Below are 22,536 nucleotides of genomic sequence, written 5' to 3' on the forward strand. Positions count from 1 at the left end.
CTGCGCAGCATCATGCGTTTCGGGCTGCTTCTCCTTAGCTGCCGCGGTGAGGGTCTGCAGTAGGCCGACCCCCTCCCCGCGGAGTTCGGCGCTGCGCCGTCGGCCGTCCCTTCCGGTTTCGTCCCGGAGCACCGCGGACCCTCGAGGAGCCCACGCACCATGGCCAACCGCCAGCAGCCCAGTTCCATGCCGATCCACAAGTACGGCCGCTACGAGCAGGTCGACATCCCCGACCGGACGTGGCCGGACAACCGGATCACCACTGCCCCCCGCTGGCTCTCCACCGACCTGCGCGACGGCAACCAGGCCCTGATCGACCCCATGTCGCCCGCCCGCAAGCGCGCGATGTTCGACCTGCTGGTCACGATGGGCTACAAGGAGATCGAGGTCGGCTTCCCGGCCTCCGGCCAGACCGACTTCGACTTCGTGCGCTCCATCATCGAGGACCCGGACGCCATCCCCGAGGACGTCACGATCTCCGTACTGACCCAGGCCCGTGAGGACCTGATCGAGCGGACGGTCGAGTCCCTGAAGGGCGCCAAGCGCGCCACAGTGCACCTGTACAACGCCACCGCGCCGGTCTTCCGCCGGGTCGTCTTCCGCGGCTCCAGGGACGACATCAAGCAGATCGCCGTCGACGGCACCCGCCTGGTCGTGGAGTACGCGGAGAAACTGCTGGGCCCCGAAACGCACTTCGGCTACCAGTACAGCCCCGAGATCTTCACCGACACCGAGCTGGACTTCGCGCTGGAGGTCTGCGAGGCGGTGATGGACGTCTACCAGCCCGGGCCCGGCCGCGAGATCATCCTCAACCTGCCGGCCACCGTCGAGCGCTCCACTCCCTCCACCCACGCCGACCGCTTCGAGTGGATGGGCCGCCACCTGTCCCGCCGCGAGTACGTCTGCCTCTCCGTCCACCCGCACAACGACCGCGGCACGGCCGTGGCCGCCGCCGAGCTGTCGCTGATGGCCGGCGCCGACCGTGTCGAGGGCTGCCTGTTCGGGCAGGGCGAGCGCACCGGCAACGTCGACCTGGTCACCCTGGGCATGAACCTGTTCTCCCAGGGCGTCGACCCGCAGATCGACTTCTCCGGCATCGACGAGATCCGTCGCACCTGGGAGTACTGCAACCAGATGGAGGTCCACCCGCGCCACCCCTACGTGGGCGACCTGGTCTACACGTCCTTCTCCGGCTCCCACCAGGACGCCATCAAGAAGGGCTTCGACGCCATGGAGGCCGACGCGAAGGCCCAGGGCGTCACCGTCGACGACCTCGAGTGGGCGGTGCCGTACCTGCCCATCGACCCCAAGGACGTCGGCCGCTCCTACGAGGCCGTCATCCGCGTGAACTCGCAGTCCGGCAAGGGCGGTATCGCCTACGTCCTGAAGAACGACCACAAGCTGGACCTGCCGCGCCGCATGCAGATCGAGTTCTCGAAGATCATCCAGGCCAAGACGGACGCCGAGGGCGGCGAGGTCACCCCGGCCGACATCTGGTCGGTCTTCCAGGACGAGTACCTGCCCAACCCGGACAACGCCTGGGGCCGCATCCAGGTCAGGAACGGCCAGTCCACCACCGACCGGGACGGCGTCGACACGCTCACCGTCGAGGCCACCGTCGACGGTGAGCCCACCGTGCTGACCGGCAGCGGCAACGGCCCGATCTCCGCCTTCTTCGAGGCCCTGCAGTCCGTCGGCGTCGACGTACGGCTGCTCGACTACCAGGAGCACACGATGAGCGAGGGCGCCTCCGCGCAGGCCGCCTCCTACATCGAGTGCGCCATCGGCGACAAGGTTCTGTGGGGGATCGGAATCGACGCGAACACCACGCGCGCCTCGCTGAAGGCGGTCGTCTCGGCCGTCAACCGGGCGGCCCGCTGAACAGCCGCTCCGAGAGGTCCGAGGGTCCCGCCCGCCGTTTCCGGCGGGCGGGACCCCGTCGGTTACCGGCCAATCCCCGCGCAGGTCACGGCAGGGTCTCGTCCGAGATGCTGACGAAGACTCTTCGATGTGGCTAACATCACGCAAGCGCGGCGACGAGGCCGGGGCGATGTGGAGGTGCGACGTGCTGCCAGGACGGGGACCCGACGACCGTGCCGCTGCCACCAGACTCTCGCGCCTGCTGGGCACCCGGACCGCGTGGCGGGCCGTCGGCGACGGGGAGTTCTTCTGCCCCGGCTGCGGCGGCGACCGCAACTACCGGCGGCTGACCGGACAGCGCCGCTTCACCCTCCTCGGCGTGCCCGTGGTGCCGCGCGGCACGGCCGGCCCGGTCGTCGAGTGCGCGGCCTGCCTGTGCCACTTCGGCACCGACGTCCTGGACCACCCCACCACCACCCGCTTCTCCGCGATGCTCCGCGACGCCGTGCACACCGTCGCCCTCGCGGTGCTGACCGCGGGCACCTGCTCGCGGGCGTCCCTGGAGACCGCCGTGGCCGCCGTCCGCACGGCCGGCTTCGACGACTGCACCGAGCACCGGCTGGCCGCGCTCGTCGAGGCGCTGGCCGCCGACACCGGCCGCTTCACCGGCGAGCCCTGCACGGCGGGCCTCGCCATAGAGCTCCACGAGGCCCTCGACCCGCTGGCCCCGCACCTCGCCGCCCCGGGCCGCGAGTCGATCCTCCTGGGCGGTGCCCGCATCGCCCTCGCCGACGGCCCCTACACCCCCGCCGAGCGCGACACCCTGGCCACCGTGGGCGCCGCCCTCACCATCTGCTCGGACGACGTGACCCGCCTGCTGACAGCGGCCCGGACACCGTCGTAGGCGACACGAGAGGGTTCCGGGGAGGGGAGCGGGATCCTCTTCCGGCGAAACGCGAAGCCGTTCCGGTGGCCGGTGCAACGACGATTTCCATGGGGCATGCAGTGACGGACCGTGTGGTGGTCATCGGCGCGGGTGTCATCGGACTGACGACGGCCGTGTGCCTGGCGGAGGGCGGCGTCGACGTCCAGGTCGTCAGCGAGCGGAAACCGGGCGAGAGCACCTCGGCCGCGGCCGGGGCCATGTGGGATCCCTACCTGGTGCGCCCCGCAGCCCTGGTGGACCGCTGGAGCCGGGCCACCCTGTCGGCGCTGACCGAGCTGAGCGCCGACCCCGACAGCGGAATCCGGCTGGTGGAAGGCACCCAGGAGTCCCGGACCCCGTGCGAGCCGCCCGGTTGGACACCGCTGGTCGACGCTCGGATGTGCACCCCCGACGAGCTCAGGCCGGGATTCGTCACCGGCTGGCGGTACCGGGCCCCCGTCGTCGACATGCCACGCTATCTCTCCCACCTCGCGCGGCGCCTCACAGCCGCGGGCGGGACGTTCCGCCACCACCGTTACGACACGCTCGACGAGGCCGTGCGGGAACCGGCCAGGGTCGTGGTCAACTGCGCGGGTGCCGGAGCCCGTTCCCTCGTACCGGATCCGTCCGTCGAACCGGTGCGCGGTCAACTGGTCGTGGTCGAGAACCCCGGCGTCCAGGAGTTCTTCTGCGACGACACCCCCGGCGCCGGGCCCCTCACCTACGTCTATCCCCACGCGGACACCGTCGTACTGGGGGGCACGGCGGAACCGGGCCGCTGGGACACGGAGCCGGACGGCGACGCGGCGCGGCTGATCGTCCGGCGCTGCTCACGCGTCGACCCCCGGCTGGCGGACGCCCGAGTGCTCGAGTGCAGGGTGGGGTTGAGGCCGACCCGGCCCGAGATCAGGTTCGCGGAGGAACTCCGCGAAGACACCGTGGTGCTGCACAGTTACGGCCACGGCGGCGGCGGGCTCACCCTGTCCTGGGGGTGCGGCCGTGAGACCGCGCAGAAGGCCCGGCTGGCGCTGGGGCTCACGCCCTGATCTGCCACTGCCCGCGGTGCTGGGCGATACCGGCCTCGGAGCCGTGGCGGGCGAGGTACAGCCACGTACGCAGCATGAGCGTCACGATCACGAGGAGGGCCCACGGCCAGCTGACGGTGCCGGTGGTCACCGCGGCCACCCCGAGGAGCGGAAAGGCGGCGGTCAGCGCCATGAGGGTGACACCGAGTCCGGTGTGCCGGAAGCGATGGGCGATGGAGAACTCGGACCACTCGTAACCGCCGATGGCGACGCTGAGCGTGAACGCCAGGACCAACGTGACCCACCGGTTGTCGCCGACCCCGGCGTAGATGACGGGGAGGGTGATCAGGAACGGCAGCACACCGCCGTACTCGGAGAGGACGTTGCCCCATTTCATGATCCGGCCGAAGGAGTTGGCGCGGATTCTGGCCAGCTCGCCCGAGGCACTCGCGTAGACGATCAGGGACAGCATGGTGCTGAAGGTCGAGCCGATGAGGATCAGCCGTACATCGTCGGGGAAACGGTCAGAGGTGAAGGAGATGCCCAGGAGAAAAGTGATCGCGGCCAGCAGGGCGCCGGAGAAGGAGATCCCCGCCGCGGCCTCTCCCGACTGAAGGGTCGCGGGGTCGTCCTGCTCGAACCGGGTGATCTCGAAGGCGGGGCCCTCGGCCAGGGCGACCACACCTGTCACCGCGTGGTCGGCGGGCTCCAGGGACTCCAGCAGCTGGTCCGTCAGGGAGACCGGCACCAGGTGACGGGCGTCGGGGTCGACGTAGTCGATCCGCACCTTGTGCTGGAACAGGAGGCGGACGCCGTCGTCCTGACCCGTCCTCAGTGTCCGGGCCCCTATGAACCCGCACGCCAGGAGGAAACGGGCCGAACGCAGTTCCTCCGTGCCGACGACGGCCGAAATCGTGGGACGTTCGCCCGGTGATTCCGGAAGTCCGTCCAGGACCTCCCTCAGCAGGCGGGAGCCGATTCCCGTCCGCCGCACATCGGGGCGGACGGCGACGACGTGCAACCGTATGTGGTCCGAGGAGGGTGTCTCCACGGCAACGCACCCCACCGGGACCCCGTCGGCCTCGGCCACCCGTACCCGCCCGTGGGCCAGGACGTGGTGCAGGACCTGGCGGGTGGGTGCGGCCGCCGACGTGGGCTCCGACTCCGTCCAGCCGGTCAGCAGGCAATGCAGTTCCGGTAACTCGGACGAGAGTGCCGCCCTCGTGGACAGCGTCGCCATGTTTCTCCCCCCGGCCCGCCTGGTGCCTCGAACGCCTTCGAGGCGTCAGAGGCATGGTCACGGCACGCACGTGTCGCGCGCAAGCCTTCCACCGGAGTCTGACCCGGCGCACTCCCCGTTACTCCTCGGGGAGTAGCCCGTCCTCCGCGCCACCCTCCGCAGTACCGGCCGGCTCGCTCTCGCGCCGGATGTGCCGGTCCTCTCGCGCCGGGAGTCTGGAGAGCGTTCCGGGCAGACCGAGTGGAGGGAGTTCGTCGCATGGGGGAGACGAGGACATGGGCACGACGGGGGCGCGCCGTGCCCTGGGGGGTGGTCGGGCTGTGGCTGGCCGCGCTCGTGCTGGTCGGGCCGCTGGCCGGGAAGTTCGGCGGCGTGCAGCAGAACCGGGCCGTCGACTATCTGCCCGACAGCGCGGACTCCACCCAGGTCGCCCGCATCCAGGACGAGTTGCCCGGCGGGGAGTCGACCGACCTGGTGATCGTCTACTACCGGGAGGGCGGGCTGACCGCGGCCGACCGGCGGACCGCCGCCGAGCAGATCGCCGAGGTGGCGGACGTCCACGAACTGTCGGGCGAGCCGCGGGGCGTTCCCTCCGAGGACGGCAGCACCCTCATGTACCCGGTCTCCAGCACCGGGCCCGGCCAGGACGAAGAAGCCCGCGCGGCCTTCGTCGACGAGGTGCGCGAGATCGCCGACGGAGGTGACGGCGGCGGTGGCGGGCTGAGTCCGCTCACGGCGAAGACTCATGTCAGCCGGATCATGGGCAAGCTGGCGGCCCGCGACCGGGCCCAACTGGTCATCGTGGCGTACGAGTCGGGCCTGGTGGCACCGGGCACACCATGACCGGCGCCACCGTCGCTCAGAGGGCGTGGGCCAGCCAGCGCTGGATCGTGTTGTTGATGTTGCCGGGCAGGGCGCTGAGCCGGTCGATGGCCTCGCGGTCCTCGGGCCGCGGCGGGATGCCGGCCGCCGTCAGAGCCGCGTGCAGCTCCAGCCGGCGCCGGTCCTGCGGGTCGATGGCGACGTCCAGCCGCTCGCCGGAGCGTGGTGGCGTCAGCTGGTAGTCACCGAAGCCGCTCCCGTCGAGGGCGTAAGGGTCGACGAAGGCACGGTGGTCGGTGCCGAACTCGTAAGCGGAGGCGGTCACGTGGGTCTCCAAAGGATGTCGGTCTACCTCACAGGAGACCGTCTCGGAGCCCACCTCGGTGGTACCCCCGCCGAAATGTCACGCCAACAGAGCCATAGCCAGTTCATCCTCACGTCGGACCAACAGCCCGGTGGGAGAAGGGAGATGAGGTGACGCTCCGTGGCGCGTACGACAGCGGTCGTATTCGCACGACTCGACGGGCCTACCCGCAAACGCATGAATCGAACCCCTCGTGCACAACTGCGCCACATCCTCGCAGGTTGTACCCGCGCGCCTCGTGAGCGACATCGGGAAGGGCGCGGACCATCCAAAGAAACCGTTGCAAAGAAAGTGTTGCAACGGGTTCTTTGGAGCGCTACCGTCGGTGTCATGGACGGTTCCCGGGATCCACAGGACACGCAGCTCCACAATCTCGACGCCCGCTCGCTGCGCGGGCTCGCGCATCCCCTGCGGATGCGGCTGCTGAACGCGCTACGGCGCAGAGGGCCGGCCACCGCGTCGCAACTGGCCGAGAAACTGGGGGAGTCCAGCGGCGCGACCAGCTATCACCTGCGTCAGCTCGCAGCGCACGGCTTCGTCGAGGACGCGCCGGAGCGCGGCAAGGGGCGGGAGCGGTGGTGGCAGGCGGTCCACCGGGGCGTGCTGTTCGACGGAACGCTGCTCGAGGACCGTGACCCCGAGGTGCGCGGCGCCGCCGACCTGTTCCTGCACGAGGTCGCGAACACCCACACCCAGGAACTCGCCACCTGGCTCGGTACCCGCCACGACTGGTCCGAGGAGTGGAGGCGCTCCTCGGACATGAGTGACTGGACGCTGAGCCTCACCCCCGAACGCGCCCGCGAACTCAGGGACCAGATGTACGAGCTCGTGGAGCGCTACCGGACTCTGGCCCCCGACGAGGACACCCCGGACGTCGAGCAGGTGCGTATCCACACGCACCTCATCCCCACCCGCACGGACTGAGAGGCCGCCCGATGCACTCCGAGACCCATTTCGCGCTGCACCGTCTCCGCGACACCGAACTCCGCACGCATGCCGAGGAGTACCGTCTCGCCGCCTCCGCCGGACGTCCCCGGGCCCTCCGGGCCCGCCTCGGCTGGACCCTCGTGGAGTTGGGCCTGCGGCTCGCCGCCGCCCCCAGGACGGCGGCCACCGTGCCCTAGTGGTCCAGCGGCCCAGCGGAACCCGCGGCTCGGACAGCGAAATCCTGCTGGAGTGCCGGAGACCGACCGGGTCAGCCCCGCTCGCTGTCGGTCCGGTGGGGCGGAGGGGACTTTCACAGCGCCGACAACGCCAACCCCGCATCGTGCACGGATGCTTCGGAGGCTCCCGTGAGCAGCCTCACACGGGGCGTGCGGAGTGGGCCTTCCCGGTAGGATCATGTGAGTTCTGCCGGCCTGTCCGTCACTCGGATTCACGCCGAACACCGCATTGTGCGAACGACTGCGTGGAATTGACTGGCCGGGGGCGGACCAACAGTGACGAAATTAACGGCTGTCCGTCCTTGGCGCTGCCACCTTCTTGTCTGGCTGATTCCGTTCCTCTGGACCGTCACGTTCGGTCTGTGGGGGCTGTCGCGGCAGCGCAGTGTCTGGCGGGACGAGGCCGCGACCTGGCAGGTCGCCCTCCGGTCCACTGGCGAGATCGTGCGCATGCTGGAGCATGTCGACGTCGTGCACGGTCTCTACTACCTGGTCATGCATGGGCTGTTCGAGTGCTTCGGTCCGTCGACCACGGTGTTACGTCTGCCCTCCGTGCTGGCCGTCGCGGTGGGAGCGGCATGTGTGGCGGCGCTCGGGCGGCGGCTGGGCGGGAGTCCGGTGGGCCTGGGCGGAGGCATGGTGTTCGGGCTGCTCCCCTCCGTGCAGTTCTACCTCCAGGAGGGCCGTCCGTACGCCCTGGTGGCGGCCGGGGCAGGGCTCTCGACACTGCTGCTCGTGGCGATGCTGCAGGCACGACGGGACCGGTGGGCGTGCTGGGCTGTCTACGGCTGCACGATCCTCGTGTGCGGCCTGCTGAACTGGCTCTCGTTGCTGATTCTGCCCGCGCACCTGGCGACTCTGATGTGGGCACGTGTCGCGCGCGGGACGTGGGCCCACTGGGCCGTGTCATCCACGGTCGCAACGGCGGGCGCCGCACCGCTGATTCTTTTCAGTCGGGCCCAGTCCGATCAGGTGTCCTGGATACCGCCGCTGACCTGGCACATGTTGATCGGGCCGGCGATCCTGCTGTCGATCGCCGGCCTCGGGACCCTTGTGGACCGGCCCCGAGCGGGACGGCTTTCGGCGGCGACCGTCGGGCTGCCACTGCTTGCGGTTCCGCAGCTCGGTCTCATCGGGATCTCCCTGTTCAAGCCACTGTTCGTGGACCGGTACGTCCTGTTCAGCCTGCTGGGCCTGGCCCTGATGACCGGTGTCGTCCTCGGCGCGCTCGTGCGGGCGGTGTCACGGCGCTCGTGGAGCGCGTCGCGGTGGGTCCTTCCCGTCGTGATCGCCGTCGTGTCGGCCGCTCTGCTGCCACAGGCGTTGGCGAAGCGTTCGCCGCAGAGCCGCGTGGACGACGTCCTGGCAGCGGCGGCGCAGGTGGAGCGGCTGAAGGAGCCCGAGGACGCCGTGCTCTTCGTCCCGGCAGCGCGGCGGGACACCAGGATGGTCTCCCCGCATGCGTTCACAGGTCTTCAGGACATCGCACTGGAGGAGACCCCGGAGCGTTCCAGAACGCTGAAGGGCGTGGAGCTGTGCCCTGCGCGAATCCGGACGGAGATACTCGCCCGGCAGCGCGTCGTTCTCGTCACCGACGCGGCGGAGGTGTCGAAGCCGATCATTTCGGTCCGGGACAAGACGAAGATCTCCACGCTGCGGAAGTACTTCACGACGGTGGCCGACGAGCAGGTCCGCGGCCGGAGAGTGACGGTGTACGAGAGGCTCACGCACGGCCACCCGTCGTGACCTCTGCCCACACCGTCTTTTTCCGGGCCTCTGAGGACACGGGGTGACGTCCCGACGGTCGGCGAGGCGGTCCTGGACAAGGTCGCCGCGACCAGGGTGTGAGTGGGTGGTGCGGTGGCAGTGAGTACGCGTCAGCGGGAACGCGGTGCAGACGTTCTGGTCGTGGGTGTGGAGTGGAGCTCGCGGTGGTATCGGTCCCCGGCGGCGCCTATGAACTCCGACCAGGCCGCCGCCCCGACCACCAGCACGGGCCCGTCGGCCACCTTGCTGTCCCGGACGGGGACGACGCCGGGGAAGCCGTCGGCGACTTCGACGCAGCTGCCGCCCTCGCCGTTGCTGTGGCTGCTCTTGCGCCAGCGTGCCTTGCTCAGGTCGTACTCGCGCATCGTCTGAAGTCCTCCGCCGCCGACTCGACCAGGGCCAGGGACGCCTCCGGCGACAACGCGGCGACCCTGAGCAGATCGTATGCGCGCTGCGCCCGCTTCACCACGGCCGGGTCATCGACCAATGTTCCCGAAAACGATGTCTCTGTATAGGCGATGGGCGGCGCGTCGTCGAAGTCCATGAGCGCAAGCATCCCGCCCATGGAAGGGTGGGCTCCTTCCGAGTACGGCAGCACCGCCACCACCGCGTGACGCTCACGCATCAGCAGCGCGATGTGCTCCAACTGTTCAGCCATGGCTGCTCGGCTGCCTACGGGCATGCGCAGCGTGTTCTCGTGCAGAACGACCCAATACTCGGGGCGTGTTGCGTCCCTGAGGATGCTGGCCCGCTCCAAGCGAGCGGTAACCTTTTCCGCAACGTACTCATCGGTGACAAACGGGTTGGCTGCCACGGTTACCGATTGGGCGTATGCCGCCGTCTGGAGGAGGCCCGGCACCAGTGTGGGCGCGAACTCGCAGACCTTTGTCGCCAGCCTCTCCAGCTCCACTACTTCTGCGAAGTAGTCCGCATACCGGCGATCGTTGATCAGCTTCCTGCACAGTCGCTCGAAAATACCGTCGGTTTGCAGTGTGTCGTCGATTCGTTGGGCCACGTCCAGTTGGGGTTTTCGGATGGCCTGTTCGAATTGGCCGATGTAGCCGCCGGAGACGAAGACCCGCGCCCCCAGCTCCACCTGCGTGAACCCCGCTTCCTCCCGGCGCCGCTTCAGTTCCGTGCCGAAGAACTCCCATGCCGCCTGGCGTGAACCGTTGGCCATTGCTGACTCCTTTCCCAAGCTCTTTGCGCAGCCCGTTACTTGTAGGCCGCACCCCTCTTCCGAGTGTAGGTTCCGGCGGGCACCTTAAGGAGCGGAAGCGTGAATGCCGAAAAGAAGGGGATCAGGGTGAAGGCACAGCACTCGGCGCTCTGCGTCGAAGAAGCGGAGGAAGTGGTGAAAGAATTGCGGGCGTTACTCGCGAAGGCCGGAATTACCCTGCCGTCACTGGGGCTGGACCCGGTGAGTCTTGCGCGGGAGGCGCCCTGTCCGCTCGTCGACCTGGGGCGGTGCTCCGTGGACACCGCACGGCGGATCGCGGCCGTGATGGCCGCGGCGGCCCGATGAAACCGCCGGTCGGCGTGTACGTCGTGGACACCCGGACCGAGCGGATCGGCATCGTGATGGGGCACGAGGGGCCCTACGTCCAGCTGAGACCGTACGGCGGCGGCCGGGAGTGGGACGCCGAGCCGGTCGCCCTGCGCCGGGCGACCCCCGCGGAGCGGCTGCGCGCGGCGACCGCGTACGCCAACGCGCGCAGCCGGGGAGAGCGGCCGTGAGCCGGGTGACACGGATGTGGACGGTGCGGGTGATGGGGTGTCCCGGGCGTGCGCGAGAATGGGGGCATGAGTCTGTTCCGCGACGACGGCATCGTGCTGCGCACCCAGAAGCTGGGTGAAGCGGACCGGATCATCACGCTGCTCACGCGCGGTCACGGACGGGTACGCGCCGTGGCGAGGGGGGTGCGCCGGACGAAGTCCAAGTTCGGCGCCCGCCTCGAACCGTTCTCTCACGTGGACGTGCAGTTCTTCGCCAAGGGCAGCGAGCTGATCGGGCGCGGGCTCCCGCTGTGCACCCAGAGCGAGACCATCGCGCCGTACGGCAGCGGGATCGTCACCGACTACGCCCGCTACACCGCCGGAACGGCCATGCTCGAGACCGCCGAGCGGTTCACCGACAACGAGGGCGAGCCGGCCGTGCAGCAGTACCTGCTGCTCGTGGGCGCCCTCAGGACCCTCGCCCGCGGCGAGCACGCACCGCATCTCGTCCTCGACGCGTTCCTGCTGCGCTCCCTCGCCGTCAACGGGTACGCCCCGACCTTCGGGGACTGCGCGCGGTGCGGGATGCCCGGGCCGAACCGGTTCTTCTCGGTCGCCTCCGGCGGTTCCGTCTGCGTCGACTGCCGGGTGCCCGGCAGCGTCGTACCCTCGCCGGAGGCCCTGGAACTGCTCGGCGCGCTGCTGACGGGGGACTGGGAGACCGCGGACGCGTGCGAGGAGCGGCACGTCCGGGAGGGGAGCGGGCTGGTCTCCGCCTACCTGCACTGGCACCTCGAGCGCGGGCTGCGCTCACTGCGGTACGTCGAGAAGTAACCAGCACCCACAGAGCAGCACCAGCCAGAGGGAGACGAGGAAGCACATGGCCGTACGCGGGTTCCTGGGACGTCAGCGCCGGGAGTACAAGACGCCGGAACCGCACCCCTCCGGCGCGCGGCCCCCGAGGTTCCCCGGCGAGCTGGTCCCCAAGCACGTGGCGATCGTCATGGACGGCAACGGCCGCTGGGCCAAGGAACGGGGCCTGCCGCGCACCGAGGGGCACAAGGTCGGCGCCGAGCGGGTGCTGGACGTGCTCCAGGGCGGGATAGAGATGGGCGTGGGCGCCATCTCGTTGTACGCCTTCTCCACCGAGAACTGGAAGCGCTCGCCGGACGAGGTGCGCTTCCTGATGAACTTCAACCGGGACTTCATCCGCAAGTCCCGCGACGAGCTCGACGCCCTCGGGATCCGGGTGCGCTGGGTGGGCCGGATGCCCAAGCTGTGGAAGTCGGTGGCCAAGGAGCTCCAGATCGCCCAGGAGCAGACCAAGGACAACGACCGGCTCACGCTCTACTTCTGCATGAACTACGGCGGCCGCGCCGAGATCGCGGACGCGGCGCAGGCCATGGCCGAGGACGTGAAGGCCGGACGCCTCGACCCGGGAAAGATCACCGAGAAGACCCTGCAGAGCTACCTGTACTACCCGGACATGCCGGACGTGGACCTGTTCCTGCGGCCGAGCGGTGAGCAGCGTACGTCCAACTACCTGCTGTGGCAGAGCGCCTACGCGGAGATGGTCTTCCAGGACGTCCTGTGGCCGGACTTCGACCGCCGGGACCTGTGGCGGGCGTGCCTGGAGTTCGCCTCCCGCGACCGGCGCTTCGGCGGGGCGATCCCGAACGAGGAGCTGCTGGCCATGGAGGGCCGGCAGCCGGAGGAAAGCCAGCAGTAACGGGGACGGGCGCAGGACACGGCGAAGGGCGCGGAGACGATCTCCGCGCCCTTCGCCGTGTCCTGCGCCCGCGACCTCAGTCGTCGCGGCCGGCCGCCGCGCACTCCGCGCAGGTGCCGAAGATCTCCACCGTGTGGGCCACGTTGACGAAGCCGTGTTCGGCGGCGACGGCCTCCGCCCAGGTCTCCACGACCGGGCCCTCGACCTCGACCGCCTTGCCGCAGGTGCGGCAGACCAGGTGGTGGTGGTGCTCGCCGGTGGAACAGCGGCGGTAGACGGACTCCCCTTCGGCGGTCCGCAACACGTCGACCTCGCCGGCCTCGGCGAGGGACTGCAAGGTGCGGTACACCGTGGTGAGCCCCACCGAGTCGCCCTTGTGCTTGAGCATGTCGTGCAGTTCCTGCGCACTGCGGAACTCGTCGACATCCTGGAGCGCAGCCGCCACAGCGGCCCGCTGCCTGGTGGCGCGGCCCTTCACGGGCGGTCCAGCGGTGGTCACCGGTTTCCTCCTCACGTCCGAGTCTGCCGCGGCCATTGTGCCAGTCCGGGGAAGATCGGGGCCGGGAGCAGTCAGGCGCCGGCCCGGCCGGTGGGGGTCCGGCCTGCCGGGACCGCGCATTCCGCGGGCTCCGGGGCGGGCTGTGCGGCGGCCAGGACGCGGGCGCGGCGGCGGGCCAGCGGGGTGGCCAGCGCGGTCAGCACGAGGAACGCGGCGATCGTCAGCAGCACGATCGTCGCGCCGGGCGGCACGTCCTGGTAGTACGAGGTGACCGTGCCGCCGATGGACACGGCCACGCCGATGGCGACGGCGATGGCGAAGGTGGCGGCGAAGCTGCGGCTGAGCGCCTGGGCGGCGGCGACCGGCACCACCATCAGCGCGCTCACCAGCAGCAGGCCGACCACGCGCATCGCGACGGTGACGGTGAGCGCCGCCGTGACGGCGGTGAGCAGGTTCAGGAACCGCACCGGAAGGCCCGTGACCCGCGCGAACTCCTCGTCCTGGCTGACCGCGAACAGTTGGCGGCGCAGACCGAGGGTGACCAGCACCACGAAGGCGGCCAGCAGGCAGATGGCCGTGACGTCGGACTCGGAGACCGTCGACAGGGAGCCGAAGAGGTACGAGGTGAGGTTCGCGTTGGAGCCGGTCGGGGCGAGGTTGATGAACATGACACCGCCCGCCATGCCTCCGTAGAAGAGCATGGCGAGGGCGATGTCGCCGCGGGTCCTGCCGTACCAGCGGATCAGTTCCATGAGGACGGCGCCGAGGACGGAGACCAGGGCGGCCATCCACACCGGTGACCAGGAGAGCAGGAAGCCGAGGCCGACACCGGTCATCGCGACGTGTCCGATGCCGTCGCCCATGAGGGCCTGGCGGCGCTGTACGAGGTAGATGCCGACCGCGGGGGCGGTGATGCCGACCAGGACGGCCGCCAGCAGCGCCCGCTGCATGAAGGCGTAGTTCAGGATTTCCATCGGACCTCTTTCGAGGGAACCACCGGCTTCGGAGGGTGGGGGAATCGAATCCCTGATGTACGTTTCCGGTGTCCCGCAAGGGATCGGTTCGGGCTGGACCGCAACCCTCGGGTTGGAAGCACCCTTCCTCCGGGAGGGGGAGCGGAGTCACGGATCAGCTCAGCAGTCCCGTGCGGATCGGTTCGACGCCCGCGGGTGCGTGCGGGTGTACGTGGTCGTGGCCGGGCAGGGCGTGCTGGCCGACCGCCTTCGGGGGCGGGCCGTCGTGCACGACGCAGCCGTCGCGCAGCACGACCGCCCGGTCGATCAGGGGTTCCAGCGGGCCCAGCTCGTGCAGGACGAGCAGGACGGTGGTGCCCTTGGCGACCTGCTCGCGCAGCGTCCTGGCGAGCACTTCCTGGCTGCCCAGGTCGACGCCCGCCATCGGTTCGTCCAGGATCAGCAGCTCGGGCTCGGCGGCGAGCGCGCGGGCGATCAGGACCCGCTGGTGCTGGCCGCCGGAGAGGGCGTCCACCGAGTCCTTCGCCCGGTCGGCCATGCCGACCAGGTCCAGGGCGCGGTGCACGGCCTCGCGGTCGGCCTTGCGGAACACGCCGAAGCGGGTGCGGGAGAGCCGGCCGGAGGAGACGACCTCGGTCAGCGTGGCGGGCACACCGCTCGCGGCCGTGGTGCGCTGCGGTACGTATCCCACGCGCGCCCAGTCGCGGAACCGGCGCCGCGGGGTGCCGAACAGCTCGACCTCGCCGGCGACGACCGGCACCTGGCCGATGACGCTGCGCACGGCCGTCGACTTGCCGGAGCCGTTGGCGCCGAGCAGGGCGACCACCTCGCCGCGGTGCACGGTGAGGTCGATGCCGCGCAGCACGGGGCGCGAGCCGAGCTCGGCGTGGACACCGCGCAGGGATATGACGGGCTCGGTGCTCATGCTGCCGTCCTCATGCCGGTGTCCTCCCGGTGGTCGAAGTGGGTCACTCGGTGCCCAGCGCCGTCTGCAGGGCCTGCAGGTTGGATTCCATGACCTGGAAGTAGTCGTCGCCGCGGGACTTGTCGGTGATGCCCTCGAGCGGGTCGAGGACGTCGGTCCTGAGTCCGGCGTCGCGGGCGACGGTCTTCGCCGCCCGGTCGCTGGTCAGCGTCTCGTAGAAGACGGTGGTCACCCCGTCGGCCTTGGCGGTCTCGGTGAGCTGCTTCACGCGCGCCGCGCTGGGCTCGGCCTCGGGGGAGAGGCCGTTGATGGCCTCCTCGGTCAGGCCGTAGCGCGCGGCGAGGTGGCCGAAGGCGGCGTGGGTGGTGACGAAGACGTCGGTCTTCCGGTGTTCGAGGCCGGCCTCGAACTCGGCGTCGAGGTCGTTCAGCTTGCCGACCAGGGCCTCGGTGTTCTTCTTGTAGGCGGCGGCGTGGCCGGGGTCGGCCTTCTGGAAGGCCTTGCCGACGCCCTCGGCGACCTCGGCGTACTTGACCGGGTCGAGCCAGACGTGGGGGTCCTGGCCGTCGTGGCTGTGGTCGTGCCCGTGGTCGTCGTGACCGGGCTCGTCGTGCCCGTGCTCGTCGTCGTGGCCGCCGGACCCGGCGTCGTGGTCGAGGGAGGTCAGCGTGGCCGCGTCGATCTTCGTCCGCACGTCGGACTGGCCGATGGCCTCGTCGACGGTGGGCTGCAGGCCCTTGAGGTAGAGCGCCGCGTCGGCCTCCTCGAGCTGCGCGGTCTGCTTGGCGCTGATCTCCAGGTCGTGCGGCTCCTGGCCCGGCTGGGTCAGACTGGTGACGTTCACATGGTCGCCGCCGATCTGCTCGGCGAGGAACGCCACGGGGTAGAACGAGGCGACGACCTCGAACCGGTCGGTGTCGCCCCCGGCCGCGCTGCTGCCGGGGGAGCAGGCGGACAGGGTGCCGAGGGCGGCTGCGGTGACCGCGGTCGCCGCAGCCGCGGGTATGAGGCGTCGTCGTACGTTCATGACTCCCATTTTCAACAAACATGGAAACCGTTGTCAACAAGCTGGGCGAGAGGCCCGTGGCAGGCCCTAATTGGTCCAGGGGCAGGGCCCGCCGGTAGCCTGAGGGCTTCGCTGGAAGCATCCTCGCTTCGTCGCCCGTCGTCGTAATGAAGAGAGCACTGTGGCCGCCGACAAGATCGACACCATCGTCAGCCTGAGCAAGCGCCGAGGCTTCGTATTCCCCTGCAGTGAGATCTACGGCGGCCAGCGTGCCGCCTGGGACTACGGGCCGCTGGGTGTCGAGCTCAAGGAGAACCTCAAGCGCCAGTGGTGGCGCTACATGGTGACTTCGCGTGAGGACGTGGTCGGCATCGACTCGTCGGTGATCCTGGCCCCCGAGGTGTGGGTGGCCTCCGGTCACGTCGCCACCTTCTCGGACCCGCTCACCGAGTGCACCGCCTGTCACAAGCGGTTCCGCGCGGACCACCTGGAAGAGGCGTACGAGGAGAAGAAGGGCCGCGCCCCGGAGAACGGCCTCGCCGACATCAACTGCCCCAACTGCGGCAACAAGGGCCAGTTCACCGAGCCCAAGCAGTTCTCGGGTCTGCTCTCCACCCACCTCGGCCCGACCCAGGACTCCGGCTCCGTCGCCTACCTGCGCCCCGAGACCGCCCAGGGCATCTTCACCAACTTCGCCCAGGTGCAGACCACTTCGCGCCGCAAGCCGCCGTTCGGCATCGCCCAGATCGGCAAGTCCTTCCGCAACGAGATCACGCCCGGCAACTTCATCTTCCGCACCCGCGAGTTCGAGCAGATGGAGATGGAGTTCTTCGTCAAGCCGGGCGAGGACGAGCAGTGGCAGGAATACTGGATGGAGCAGCGCTGGAACTGGTACACCGGCCTCGGCATGCGCGAGGAGAACATGCGGTGGTACGAGCACCCGCAGGAGAAGCTCTCCCACTACTCCAAGCGCACCGCCGACATCGAGTACCGCTTCCAGTTCGGCGGCAGCGAGTGGGGTGAGCTCGAGGGCGTCGCCAACCGCACCGACTACGACCTCGGCGCCCACTCCAAGGCCTCCGGCCAGGACCTCTCCTACTTCGACCAGGAGGCCGGCGAGCGCTGGACGCCGTACGTCATCGAGCCGGCGGCCGGTCTCGGCCGGGCGATGCTCGCCTTCCTGATCGACGCCTACGTCGAGGACGAGGCGCCCAACGCCAAGGGCAAGCTGGAGAAGCGCACGGTGCTGCGCCTCGACCCGCGCCTGGCCCCGGTGAAGGTCGCGGTGCTCCCGCTCTCCCGCAACCCGGAGCTCTCGCCGAAGGCCAAGGGCCTCGCCCAGGCGCTGCGGCAGAACTGGAACATCGAGTTCGACGACGCCGGTGCCATCGGCCGCCGCTACCGCCGCCAGGACGAGATCGGTACGCCGTTCTGCGTCACGGTCGACTTCGACACCCTGGACGACAACGCGGTGACGGTGCGCGAGCGCGACACCATGAAGCAGGAGCGGGTCTCCCTCGACCAGATCGAGGGCTACCTGGCGAGCCGCCTGATCGGCTGCTGACGTCGTAGCAGCTCGACTCCGTAGAACCCGCCCCGGGCAGCGCCTCCCGCGCCGCCCGGGGCGGTTCACGTTCTCGTGGGGTCCACCGTCGCCTGGTGGGCCTGGGCCAGGTGTTCCTCCGCCTTCAGCCAGGGGAGGAACTGGGCGCGTCTGCGCCAGTCGCACGTCTCGCAGTTGATCGTGCGCTGCACCCCGGTGCGCCGTATCCGTACGACGTGTTCCCGGCCGTGCTGGTCCCAACGGCTGACCTTGCTGGTGTCGATCTGTGGCATGACGCAGAGTGTGCAGCAAGAGCAACATCAACAGGGATCGAGGGCGGGTGAATGCGGTGAAGGGCCGGCCGGGTGCGGCTACGCCTCCACGCCGGCCGCCTCGCGGATCTCCGCCGACTCCAGCCGCTCGGCCGTCCGCAGCGCGGTGGCGCGGGCCCAGCGCCCGGAGGTCACCGCACCCACCACCAGCACCGCGAGCCCGCACGCGGTGAGGATCCACCAGCCGGGCCGCGCCGCCGGCACGAAGCTCTCCGCGTACGACGAGGAGCCCACCCCCGCCGCCAGCACCGCGCCCACCACCGCGACCCCGAGCGCCTGGCCCAGCTGCCGGCTGGTGGAGGCCACCGCCGCGGCCACCCCGGCCTGGGCGCGGGGCATGCCGGAGACGGCGGTGTTGGTGATGGGGGCGTTGACGAAGCCGAAGCCGACGCCGAACAGGACGTACCCGGTGAACAGCGTGACGTCGGACGTCTCGGCCTCGAAGAGGGCGAAGAGCAGGCCGCTCACCGTCAGCGCGCCGCCCGCGACCAGCAGCGGCACCCTGGGGCCCCGGCTGCCGACCAGACGGCCGGAGAGCGGGGCGCACAGGAAGGTCGGGACGGCCATGGGAAGCATCCACAGACCGGCGTCCAGGGCGCTCAGGCCCCGTACGTTCTGCAGGTAGAGCGTGGAGAGGAACAGGAACCCGCCGAGCGCGGCGAACGCGCTCACCGCGATCACGGTGGCCCCGCTGAACGGTGCCGAACGGAAGAAGCGCAGGTCGATCAGGGGTTCGTGGCGGCGGGACTCGTAGATCAGCAGGGCGGTCAGGGCCGCCAGCGCGAGGAGGGCGAAGGGGGCGGTGGCGGAGAGCGCCACGTGCGGTGCCTCGATGATGGCGTACGTCAGGGAGCCGAACAGGACGATGACCAGCAGCTGGCCGACCGGGTCGGCGCGGCGGGCCTCGGGGGCGCGGGACTCCGGGACGAAGCGCAGGGTGAGGACGAGGGCGGCGAGACCGACCGGCAGGTTGATCCAGAAGATGGAGCGCCAGCCGACGGAGTCCACCAGCAGCCCCCCGATCAGGGGGCCCGCCGCCATCGAGAGGCCGACGACCGCGCCCCAGGCGCCGATCGCGCGGGCGCGTTCACGGGGGTCGGTGAAGGTGTTGGTGATGATCGACATGGCGACCGGGTTGAGCATCGAACCGCCCACCGCCTGCACCATGCGGAAGACGACCAGCGCCTCCAGGCTCGGGGCGAGCGAGCACAGTACCGAGCCGAGGGTGAAGACGACCAGCCCCGCCATGAAGACCCGCTTGCGGCCGATCCGGTCGGCCGTGGAGCCCGCCAGCATCAGCAGCGAGGCGAGCACGAGGGTGTACGCGTCGATGGTCCACTGGAGGCCCGCGGTGCTCGCGTGCAGGTCCCGCTGGAGGGACGGCAGGGCGACGTTCAGCACCGTGTTGTCCAGGCTCACGATGAGCAGGCTCATGCAGCAGATCGCGAGCACGAGGAGGCGTCGGCGCGGGCTGAGCTCGGGCATGGGGTCCATCGTACGCGCGGTTCAATAGTGCGGTTAACTAATGGTCGCTGCACATGTGTCGTCCCGGGCGGCTCTCCGGATGCGGGACAATGGGGGAATGCCCACGCCCACGCCCACCCCGGCTCAGTCCCCGTCGAACCGGCCGGACCACTCGGACCACTCGGACCTGACGGTCGGCCCCTACGCGGTCCGGCCGCCCGTCGTGCTGGCTCCCATGGCCGGGATCACCAACGCGCCCTTCCGCACCCTGTGCCGGGAGTTCAGCGGGGGCAAGGGGCTGTTCGTCAGCGAGATGATCACCACCCGGGCGCTGGTCGAACGCAACGAGAAGACCATGCAGCTGATCAGGTTCGACGCGAGCGAGACGCCGCGTTCGATCCAGCTGTACGGCGTCGACCCGGCGACCGTCGGCAAGGCCGTCCGCATGATCGCGGAAGAGGACCTCGCCGACCACATCGACCTCAACTTCGGCTGCCCGGTGCCGAAGGTGACCCGCAAGGGCGGCGGCTCGGCCCTGCCCTACAAGCGGAACCTGCTGCGCTCCATCCTGCGGGAGGCGGTGAGCGGCGCCGGGGACCTGCCGGTCACGATGAAGATGCGCAAGGGCATCGACGACGACCACCTGACCTATCTGGACGCCGGCCGCATCGCCGTCGAGGAGGGCGTGAGCGCCGTCGCCCTGCACGGCCGCACCGCCGCCCAGCACTACGGCGGCACCGCCGACTGGGAGGCCATCGCCCGGCTGAAGGAGCACGTGCCGGAGATCCCCGTGCTCGGCAACGGCGACATCTGGTCCGCCGACGACGCGCTGCGCATGGTGCGCGAGACGGGCTGCGACGGGGTCGTGGTGGGGCGCGGCTGCCTGGGCCGGCCGTGGCTCTTCGCCGACCTGGTCGCGGCCTTCGAGGGCCGGGACGACTTCCGCAGGCCCACGCTGCGCGTGGTCGCCGACGTCATGGTCCGGCACGCGACCCTGCTCGGGGAGTGGATCGGGGACGAGTCGCGCGGGGTGATCGACTTCCGCAAGCACGTCGCCTGGTACCTGAAGGGCTTCGCGGTCGGCTCGGAGATGCGCAAGCGGCTCGCGATCACCTCGTCCCTCGAGGCGCTGCGGGCCGGGCTGGACGAGCTGGACCTGGACCAGCCCTGGCCGGCCGGCGCGGACGGTCCCCGCGGCCGTACGTCCGGCAACAACCGGGTGGCGCTGCCGGACGGCTGGCTGAAGGACCCGTACGACTGCGCGGACCTCGGCGCGGACGCCGAACTCGACACGTCCGGCGGCTGACCGGCGCCGCCCGCGGGCGGCTTCGGAAGCCGTACGGCTCTGCTCCCCGGGGGAACAGAGCCGTACGGGTGTGTCCGAACCGCTCAGGCCGTCGGCTGCGCCGGGGCCGCGTCGTCCTCGGGACGCTCGGGGTGGCGGCGCAGGTGGATGATGGCGCCCACCAGACCGCCCCAGACGATCACGATGGCCACGATCAGCATGATGATCGCACTCGTCGACATCAGTTCTTCCCCCCTTCCAGTACCTCGGAGCCGGAGCCCGCCTCCAGGCCTGCCTCGGCTTCGGCATCGGCTTCGGCGTCGACTTCGGCGTCGGCGGAGCGCCAGGGCACCAGACTGAGGATCACGCCGACGAGCAGTGCCGCCGCGGCGACGCCCCAGCCCGCCCAGAGCAGGAACTCCGTCGGGTAGCCCGCGTAGTTCTCGGCGAACTCCGCCCGCAGGCTGTCGACCATCATCCAGCCGAGCACCAGCGGGGTGACGATGCCGAGGCAGATCAGCCACCAGCGGCCGACCCGCATCGTGGAGATGTCGTTGGCGTGCTTCTGGAGGGCGGGCAGCCGCCGCAGCAGCCAGCCCACGACGACGAGCACGACCAGCGCGGCGAGCGTGATGCCGTACTGGTTGATGAAGTGGTCCGCCGCGTCCAGCAGGTAGATGCCGCTGTCGGTCGGGAAGACGAGGATCGACACCAGGGCGATGGCCCCGCCGACGCCCAGGACCGCCGGGACCCGGCGGATACCGGTGCGGTCCTGCACGGCGGCGATGACGACCTGCACGATGCTGATCAGCGAGGTGAGACCGGCCAGCACCAGCGAGGCGAAGAACAGCACGCCGAACAGTGCGCCCATCGGCATCTGGGAGATGACCGTCGGGAACGCCACGAACGCCAGGCCGATGCCGGAGCTCGCGACCTCGTTGACCCCGACGCCCTGGGCCGCGGCCATGAAGCCGAGGGTGGCGAACACCCCGATGCCCGCGAGGATCTCGAAGGCGCTGTTGGCGAAGCCGGCGACCATCGCGGAGCCGGTGATGTCCGAGCGCTTCCGCAGGTACGAGGCGTACGTGATCATGATGCCGAAGCCGATGGACAGCGAGAAGAAGATCTGTCCGTACGCGGCGACCCACACGCTGCCGTCGCCGAGCGCCGACCAGTCCGGCCGGAACAGCCCGTCCAGTCCCTTGCCGGCGCCGTCGAGTGTGAGCGCACGGCCGACCAGGACGACGAAGAAGAGCACCAGCAGCGGGATGAAGAACTTGTTGGCCTTCTCGATCCCGTTGCGGATGCCGAGCGCCAGGATGACCAGGACGACCACCCAGACCGCGATGAGCGGCCAGAGGACACCGTCGACGTAGGAGGACACGGGGCCGGGGGTCTCGGCGGCCTGGAGGAACTCGCCGAAGAAGAAGGCGTTGGCGTCGCTGCCCCACTGCTCGCCGAAGGAGTAGCCGATGTAGCGCACCGCCCAGGCGAGGATCACGGCGTAGTAGGCGGCGACCACGAAACAGATCGCGACCTGCCACCAGCCGATCACCTCCGCGGGCCTGGACAGCTTGCGGAAGGCCGCCGGGGGCGACTTCCGGTATCTGTGGCCGATCGAGTACTCGAGGATGAGCAACGGGATACCGGCGGTCAGCAGCGCGACGAGATACGGCAGGAGGAAGGCCCCGCCGCCGTTCTCGTAGGCAACGGCGGGGAAGCGCCAGATGTTGCCGAGGCCGATCGCCGATCCGATCGCGGCGAACAGGAAGCCTGTGCGACTTCCCCACTGCTCACGGGAAGGACTGGACATGATCACGGTTCCTTGGTCATTTTTTTGCGTAGCGCGGCACGCTAGCAACAGGAACGCCTGGTGAACAGAGGTATCCGGATAACG

The 22,536-nt window shown here is 70.0% G+C and carries 24 protein-coding genes and 1 pseudogene; 13 read left to right on the forward strand and 12 right to left on the reverse strand.

Translation table 11 applies throughout. The features are described from left to right. Positions 1-159: 159 nt before the first annotated feature. The 3 genes from leuA to ACTWJ9_RS22865 all read left to right on the forward strand — a co-directional run bounded on the left by leuA (position 160) and on the right by ACTWJ9_RS22865 (position 3,831). Entirely contained in the window at positions 160-1,881 is a 1,722-nt protein-coding gene (leuA, locus tag ACTWJ9_RS22855; RefSeq protein ID WP_279336134.1) for a 2-isopropylmalate synthase, read from the forward strand. Positions 1,882-2,065: 184 nt separating this feature from the next. Next, a complete protein-coding gene (locus tag ACTWJ9_RS22860; RefSeq protein ID WP_279336135.1) occupies positions 2,066-2,764 on the forward strand; it encodes a TerB family tellurite resistance protein in 699 nt (232 codons plus the stop codon). 89 nt (positions 2,765-2,853) lie between these two features. Further along, a complete protein-coding gene (locus ACTWJ9_RS22865; protein WP_443294705.1) occupies positions 2,854-3,831 on the forward strand; it encodes an FAD-dependent oxidoreductase in 978 nt (325 codons plus the stop codon). On the opposite strand, the gene ACTWJ9_RS22870 is transcribed toward ACTWJ9_RS22865, so the two are convergent. Beyond that, the gene (locus ACTWJ9_RS22870; RefSeq protein WP_279336137.1) at positions 3,821-5,050 is read right to left on the reverse strand and encodes a GNAT family N-acetyltransferase; all 1,230 of its coding nucleotides are present in this window, start codon (positions 5,048-5,050) and stop codon (positions 3,821-3,823) included. The genes ACTWJ9_RS22865 and ACTWJ9_RS22870 overlap by 11 nt on opposite strands. Before the next feature lie 258 nt (positions 5,051-5,308). Between ACTWJ9_RS22870 and ACTWJ9_RS22875 the strand changes: the two are divergent. Beyond that, positions 5,309-5,759, forward strand: a pseudogene (locus ACTWJ9_RS22875) (MMPL family transporter); the annotation flags it as partial. Positions 5,760-5,909: 150 nt separating this feature from the next. Here the strand turns inward: ACTWJ9_RS22875 and ACTWJ9_RS22880 are convergent. Beyond that, positions 5,910-6,197 (reverse strand): hypothetical protein, encoded by a 288-nt coding sequence (locus ACTWJ9_RS22880; protein WP_279336138.1) that lies wholly within the window; start codon positions 6,195-6,197, stop codon positions 5,910-5,912. A 369-nt stretch (positions 6,198-6,566) separates the two neighbouring features. Between ACTWJ9_RS22880 and ACTWJ9_RS22885 the strand changes: the two genes are divergently transcribed. From ACTWJ9_RS22885 to ACTWJ9_RS22895, 3 genes are all read left to right on the forward strand, one after another. Beyond that, a complete protein-coding gene (locus tag ACTWJ9_RS22885; protein WP_279336139.1) occupies positions 6,567-7,160 on the forward strand; it encodes an ArsR/SmtB family transcription factor in 594 nt (197 codons plus the stop codon). Positions 7,161-7,171: 11 nt separating this feature from the next. Then, the gene (locus tag ACTWJ9_RS22890) at positions 7,172-7,360 is read left to right on the forward strand and encodes a hypothetical protein (protein ID WP_443294706.1); all 189 of its coding nucleotides are present in this window, start codon (positions 7,172-7,174) and stop codon (positions 7,358-7,360) included. A gap of 315 nt (positions 7,361-7,675) precedes the next feature. Continuing rightward, positions 7,676-9,145 carry a glycosyltransferase family 39 protein gene (locus tag ACTWJ9_RS22895; protein WP_279336141.1) on the forward strand — a complete coding sequence of 490 codons (1,470 nt, stop codon included), beginning with the start codon at positions 7,676-7,678 and terminating at the stop codon, positions 9,143-9,145. Between the two features lie 131 nt (positions 9,146-9,276). Here the strand turns inward: ACTWJ9_RS22895 and ACTWJ9_RS22900 are convergent, their stop codons facing one another. Both ACTWJ9_RS22900 and ACTWJ9_RS22905 read right to left on the reverse strand, forming a co-directional pair. Beyond that, a complete protein-coding gene (locus ACTWJ9_RS22900; protein WP_387037024.1) occupies positions 9,277-9,531 on the reverse strand; it encodes a DUF397 domain-containing protein in 255 nt (84 codons plus the stop codon). Then, positions 9,513-10,346, reverse strand: a complete 834-nt coding sequence (locus ACTWJ9_RS22905) for a helix-turn-helix domain-containing protein (protein ID WP_279336143.1) — start codon at positions 10,344-10,346, stop codon at positions 9,513-9,515. Before ACTWJ9_RS22905 ends, ACTWJ9_RS22900 begins: the two co-directional genes overlap by 19 nt. A gap of 126 nt (positions 10,347-10,472) precedes the next feature. Here ACTWJ9_RS22905 and ACTWJ9_RS22910 point away from each other — a divergent pair, with 126 nt between their 5' ends. The 4 genes from ACTWJ9_RS22910 (at position 10,473) to ACTWJ9_RS22925 (ending at position 12,611) form a co-directional block, all read left to right on the forward strand. After that, positions 10,473-10,691 carry a hypothetical protein gene (locus ACTWJ9_RS22910; protein ID WP_279338059.1) on the forward strand — a complete coding sequence of 73 codons (219 nt, stop codon included), beginning with the start codon at positions 10,473-10,475 and terminating at the stop codon, positions 10,689-10,691. Beyond that, on the forward strand, positions 10,688-10,903 hold the full coding sequence (locus ACTWJ9_RS22915; RefSeq protein WP_279336144.1) for a hypothetical protein: 216 nt from the start codon (positions 10,688-10,690) through the stop codon (positions 10,901-10,903). Before ACTWJ9_RS22910 ends, ACTWJ9_RS22915 begins: the two co-directional genes overlap by 4 nt. A 66-nt stretch (positions 10,904-10,969) precedes the next feature. Then, entirely contained in the window at positions 10,970-11,716 is a 747-nt protein-coding gene (gene recO / locus ACTWJ9_RS22920; protein WP_279336145.1) for a DNA repair protein RecO, read from the forward strand. A 46-nt stretch (positions 11,717-11,762) separates the two neighbouring features. Next, positions 11,763-12,611: an isoprenyl transferase gene (locus tag ACTWJ9_RS22925; protein ID WP_387037021.1), complete on the forward strand. Its 849-nt coding sequence runs from the start codon at positions 11,763-11,765 to the stop codon at positions 12,609-12,611. Positions 12,612-12,687: 76 nt separating this feature from the next. Here ACTWJ9_RS22925 and ACTWJ9_RS22930 read toward each other — a convergent pair whose 3' ends face one another. The 4 genes from ACTWJ9_RS22930 to ACTWJ9_RS22945 all read right to left on the reverse strand — a co-directional run bounded on the left by ACTWJ9_RS22930 (position 12,688) and on the right by ACTWJ9_RS22945 (position 16,036). Continuing rightward, complete coding sequence (locus ACTWJ9_RS22930; RefSeq protein WP_279336147.1) at positions 12,688-13,110, reverse strand: Fur family transcriptional regulator; 423 nt, start codon at positions 13,108-13,110, stop codon at positions 12,688-12,690. A gap of 71 nt (positions 13,111-13,181) precedes the next feature. Then, positions 13,182-14,084, reverse strand: a complete 903-nt coding sequence (locus ACTWJ9_RS22935; RefSeq protein WP_384213315.1) for a metal ABC transporter permease — start codon at positions 14,082-14,084, stop codon at positions 13,182-13,184. A gap of 154 nt (positions 14,085-14,238) precedes the next feature. Continuing rightward, positions 14,239-15,009 carry a metal ABC transporter ATP-binding protein gene (locus ACTWJ9_RS22940; RefSeq protein ID WP_279336149.1) on the reverse strand — a complete coding sequence of 257 codons (771 nt, stop codon included), beginning with the start codon at positions 15,007-15,009 and terminating at the stop codon, positions 14,239-14,241. Between the two features lie 43 nt (positions 15,010-15,052). Then, entirely contained in the window at positions 15,053-16,036 is a 984-nt protein-coding gene (locus tag ACTWJ9_RS22945; RefSeq protein ID WP_443294707.1) for a metal ABC transporter substrate-binding protein, read from the reverse strand. A gap of 160 nt (positions 16,037-16,196) precedes the next feature. Here ACTWJ9_RS22945 and ACTWJ9_RS22950 point away from each other — a divergent pair, with 160 nt between their 5' ends. After that, positions 16,197-17,579 (forward strand): glycine--tRNA ligase, encoded by a 1,383-nt coding sequence (locus ACTWJ9_RS22950; protein WP_279336151.1) that lies wholly within the window; start codon positions 16,197-16,199, stop codon positions 17,577-17,579. Between the two features lie 65 nt (positions 17,580-17,644). Here ACTWJ9_RS22950 and ACTWJ9_RS22955 read toward each other — a convergent pair whose 3' ends face one another. Together ACTWJ9_RS22955 and ACTWJ9_RS22960 are read right to left on the reverse strand one after the other, a co-directional pair. Next, on the reverse strand, positions 17,645-17,851 hold the full coding sequence (locus tag ACTWJ9_RS22955) for a hypothetical protein (RefSeq protein ID WP_279336152.1): 207 nt from the start codon (positions 17,849-17,851) through the stop codon (positions 17,645-17,647). Between the two features lie 78 nt (positions 17,852-17,929). Beyond that, entirely contained in the window at positions 17,930-19,375 is a 1,446-nt protein-coding gene (locus ACTWJ9_RS22960) for an MFS transporter (protein WP_387041520.1), read from the reverse strand. Positions 19,376-19,454: 79 nt separating this feature from the next. Here ACTWJ9_RS22960 and dusB point away from each other — a divergent pair, with 79 nt between their 5' ends. After that, on the forward strand, positions 19,455-20,660 hold the full coding sequence (gene dusB, locus ACTWJ9_RS22965) for a tRNA dihydrouridine synthase DusB (protein ID WP_387041518.1): 1,206 nt from the start codon (positions 19,455-19,457) through the stop codon (positions 20,658-20,660). Between the two features lie 83 nt (positions 20,661-20,743). On the opposite strand, the gene ACTWJ9_RS22970 is transcribed toward dusB, so the two are convergent. Beyond that, positions 20,744-20,881 carry a methionine/alanine import family NSS transporter small subunit gene (locus ACTWJ9_RS22970; protein WP_279336155.1) on the reverse strand — a complete coding sequence of 46 codons (138 nt, stop codon included), beginning with the start codon at positions 20,879-20,881 and terminating at the stop codon, positions 20,744-20,746. Next, positions 20,881-22,452 (reverse strand): sodium-dependent transporter, encoded by a 1,572-nt coding sequence (locus tag ACTWJ9_RS22975; RefSeq protein ID WP_387041516.1) that lies wholly within the window; start codon positions 22,450-22,452, stop codon positions 20,881-20,883. Before ACTWJ9_RS22975 ends, ACTWJ9_RS22970 begins: the two co-directional genes overlap by 1 nt. Between the last annotated feature and the right edge of the window lie 84 nt (positions 22,453-22,536).

Source organism: Streptomyces sp. GDS52, assembly GCF_052246875.1.
Taxonomy (GTDB): domain Bacteria; phylum Actinomycetota; class Actinomycetes; order Streptomycetales; family Streptomycetaceae; genus Streptomyces; species Streptomyces cathayae.

Excerpts from the sequence above, each read along its gene's own strand:
- leuA (WP_279336134.1), top strand. The coding sequence starts at position 160 with ATGGCCAACCGCCAGCAGCCCAGTTCCATGCCGATCCACAAGTACGGC.
- ACTWJ9_RS22865 (WP_443294705.1), top strand. The coding sequence starts at position 2,854 with ATGGGGCATGCAGTGACGGACCGTGTGGTGGTCATCGGCGCGGGTGTC.
- ACTWJ9_RS22870 (WP_279336137.1), bottom strand. The coding sequence starts at position 5,050 with ATGGCGACGCTGTCCACGAGGGCGGCACTCTCGTCCGAGTTACCGGAA.
- ACTWJ9_RS22885 (WP_279336139.1), top strand. The coding sequence starts at position 6,567 with ATGGACGGTTCCCGGGATCCACAGGACACGCAGCTCCACAATCTCGAC.
- ACTWJ9_RS22890 (WP_443294706.1), top strand. The coding sequence starts at position 7,172 with ATGCACTCCGAGACCCATTTCGCGCTGCACCGTCTCCGCGACACCGAA.
- ACTWJ9_RS22900 (WP_387037024.1), bottom strand. The coding sequence starts at position 9,531 with ATGCGCGAGTACGACCTGAGCAAGGCACGCTGGCGCAAGAGCAGCCAC.
- ACTWJ9_RS22905 (WP_279336143.1), bottom strand. The coding sequence starts at position 10,346 with ATGGCCAACGGTTCACGCCAGGCGGCATGGGAGTTCTTCGGCACGGAA.
- ACTWJ9_RS22915 (WP_279336144.1), top strand. The coding sequence starts at position 10,688 with ATGAAACCGCCGGTCGGCGTGTACGTCGTGGACACCCGGACCGAGCGG.
- recO (WP_279336145.1), top strand. The coding sequence starts at position 10,970 with ATGAGTCTGTTCCGCGACGACGGCATCGTGCTGCGCACCCAGAAGCTG.
- ACTWJ9_RS22925 (WP_387037021.1), top strand. The coding sequence starts at position 11,763 with ATGGCCGTACGCGGGTTCCTGGGACGTCAGCGCCGGGAGTACAAGACG.
- ACTWJ9_RS22935 (WP_384213315.1), bottom strand. The coding sequence starts at position 14,084 with ATGGAAATCCTGAACTACGCCTTCATGCAGCGGGCGCTGCTGGCGGCC.
- ACTWJ9_RS22940 (WP_279336149.1), bottom strand. The coding sequence starts at position 15,009 with ATGAGCACCGAGCCCGTCATATCCCTGCGCGGTGTCCACGCCGAGCTC.
- ACTWJ9_RS22945 (WP_443294707.1), bottom strand. The coding sequence starts at position 16,036 with ATGAACGTACGACGACGCCTCATACCCGCGGCTGCGGCGACCGCGGTC.
- ACTWJ9_RS22955 (WP_279336152.1), bottom strand. The coding sequence starts at position 17,851 with ATGCCACAGATCGACACCAGCAAGGTCAGCCGTTGGGACCAGCACGGC.
- ACTWJ9_RS22960 (WP_387041520.1), bottom strand. The coding sequence starts at position 19,375 with ATGCCCGAGCTCAGCCCGCGCCGACGCCTCCTCGTGCTCGCGATCTGC.
- dusB (WP_387041518.1), top strand. The coding sequence starts at position 19,455 with ATGCGGGACAATGGGGGAATGCCCACGCCCACGCCCACCCCGGCTCAG.
- ACTWJ9_RS22970 (WP_279336155.1), bottom strand. The coding sequence starts at position 20,881 with ATGTCGACGAGTGCGATCATCATGCTGATCGTGGCCATCGTGATCGTC.
- ACTWJ9_RS22975 (WP_387041516.1), bottom strand. The coding sequence starts at position 22,452 with ATGTCCAGTCCTTCCCGTGAGCAGTGGGGAAGTCGCACAGGCTTCCTG.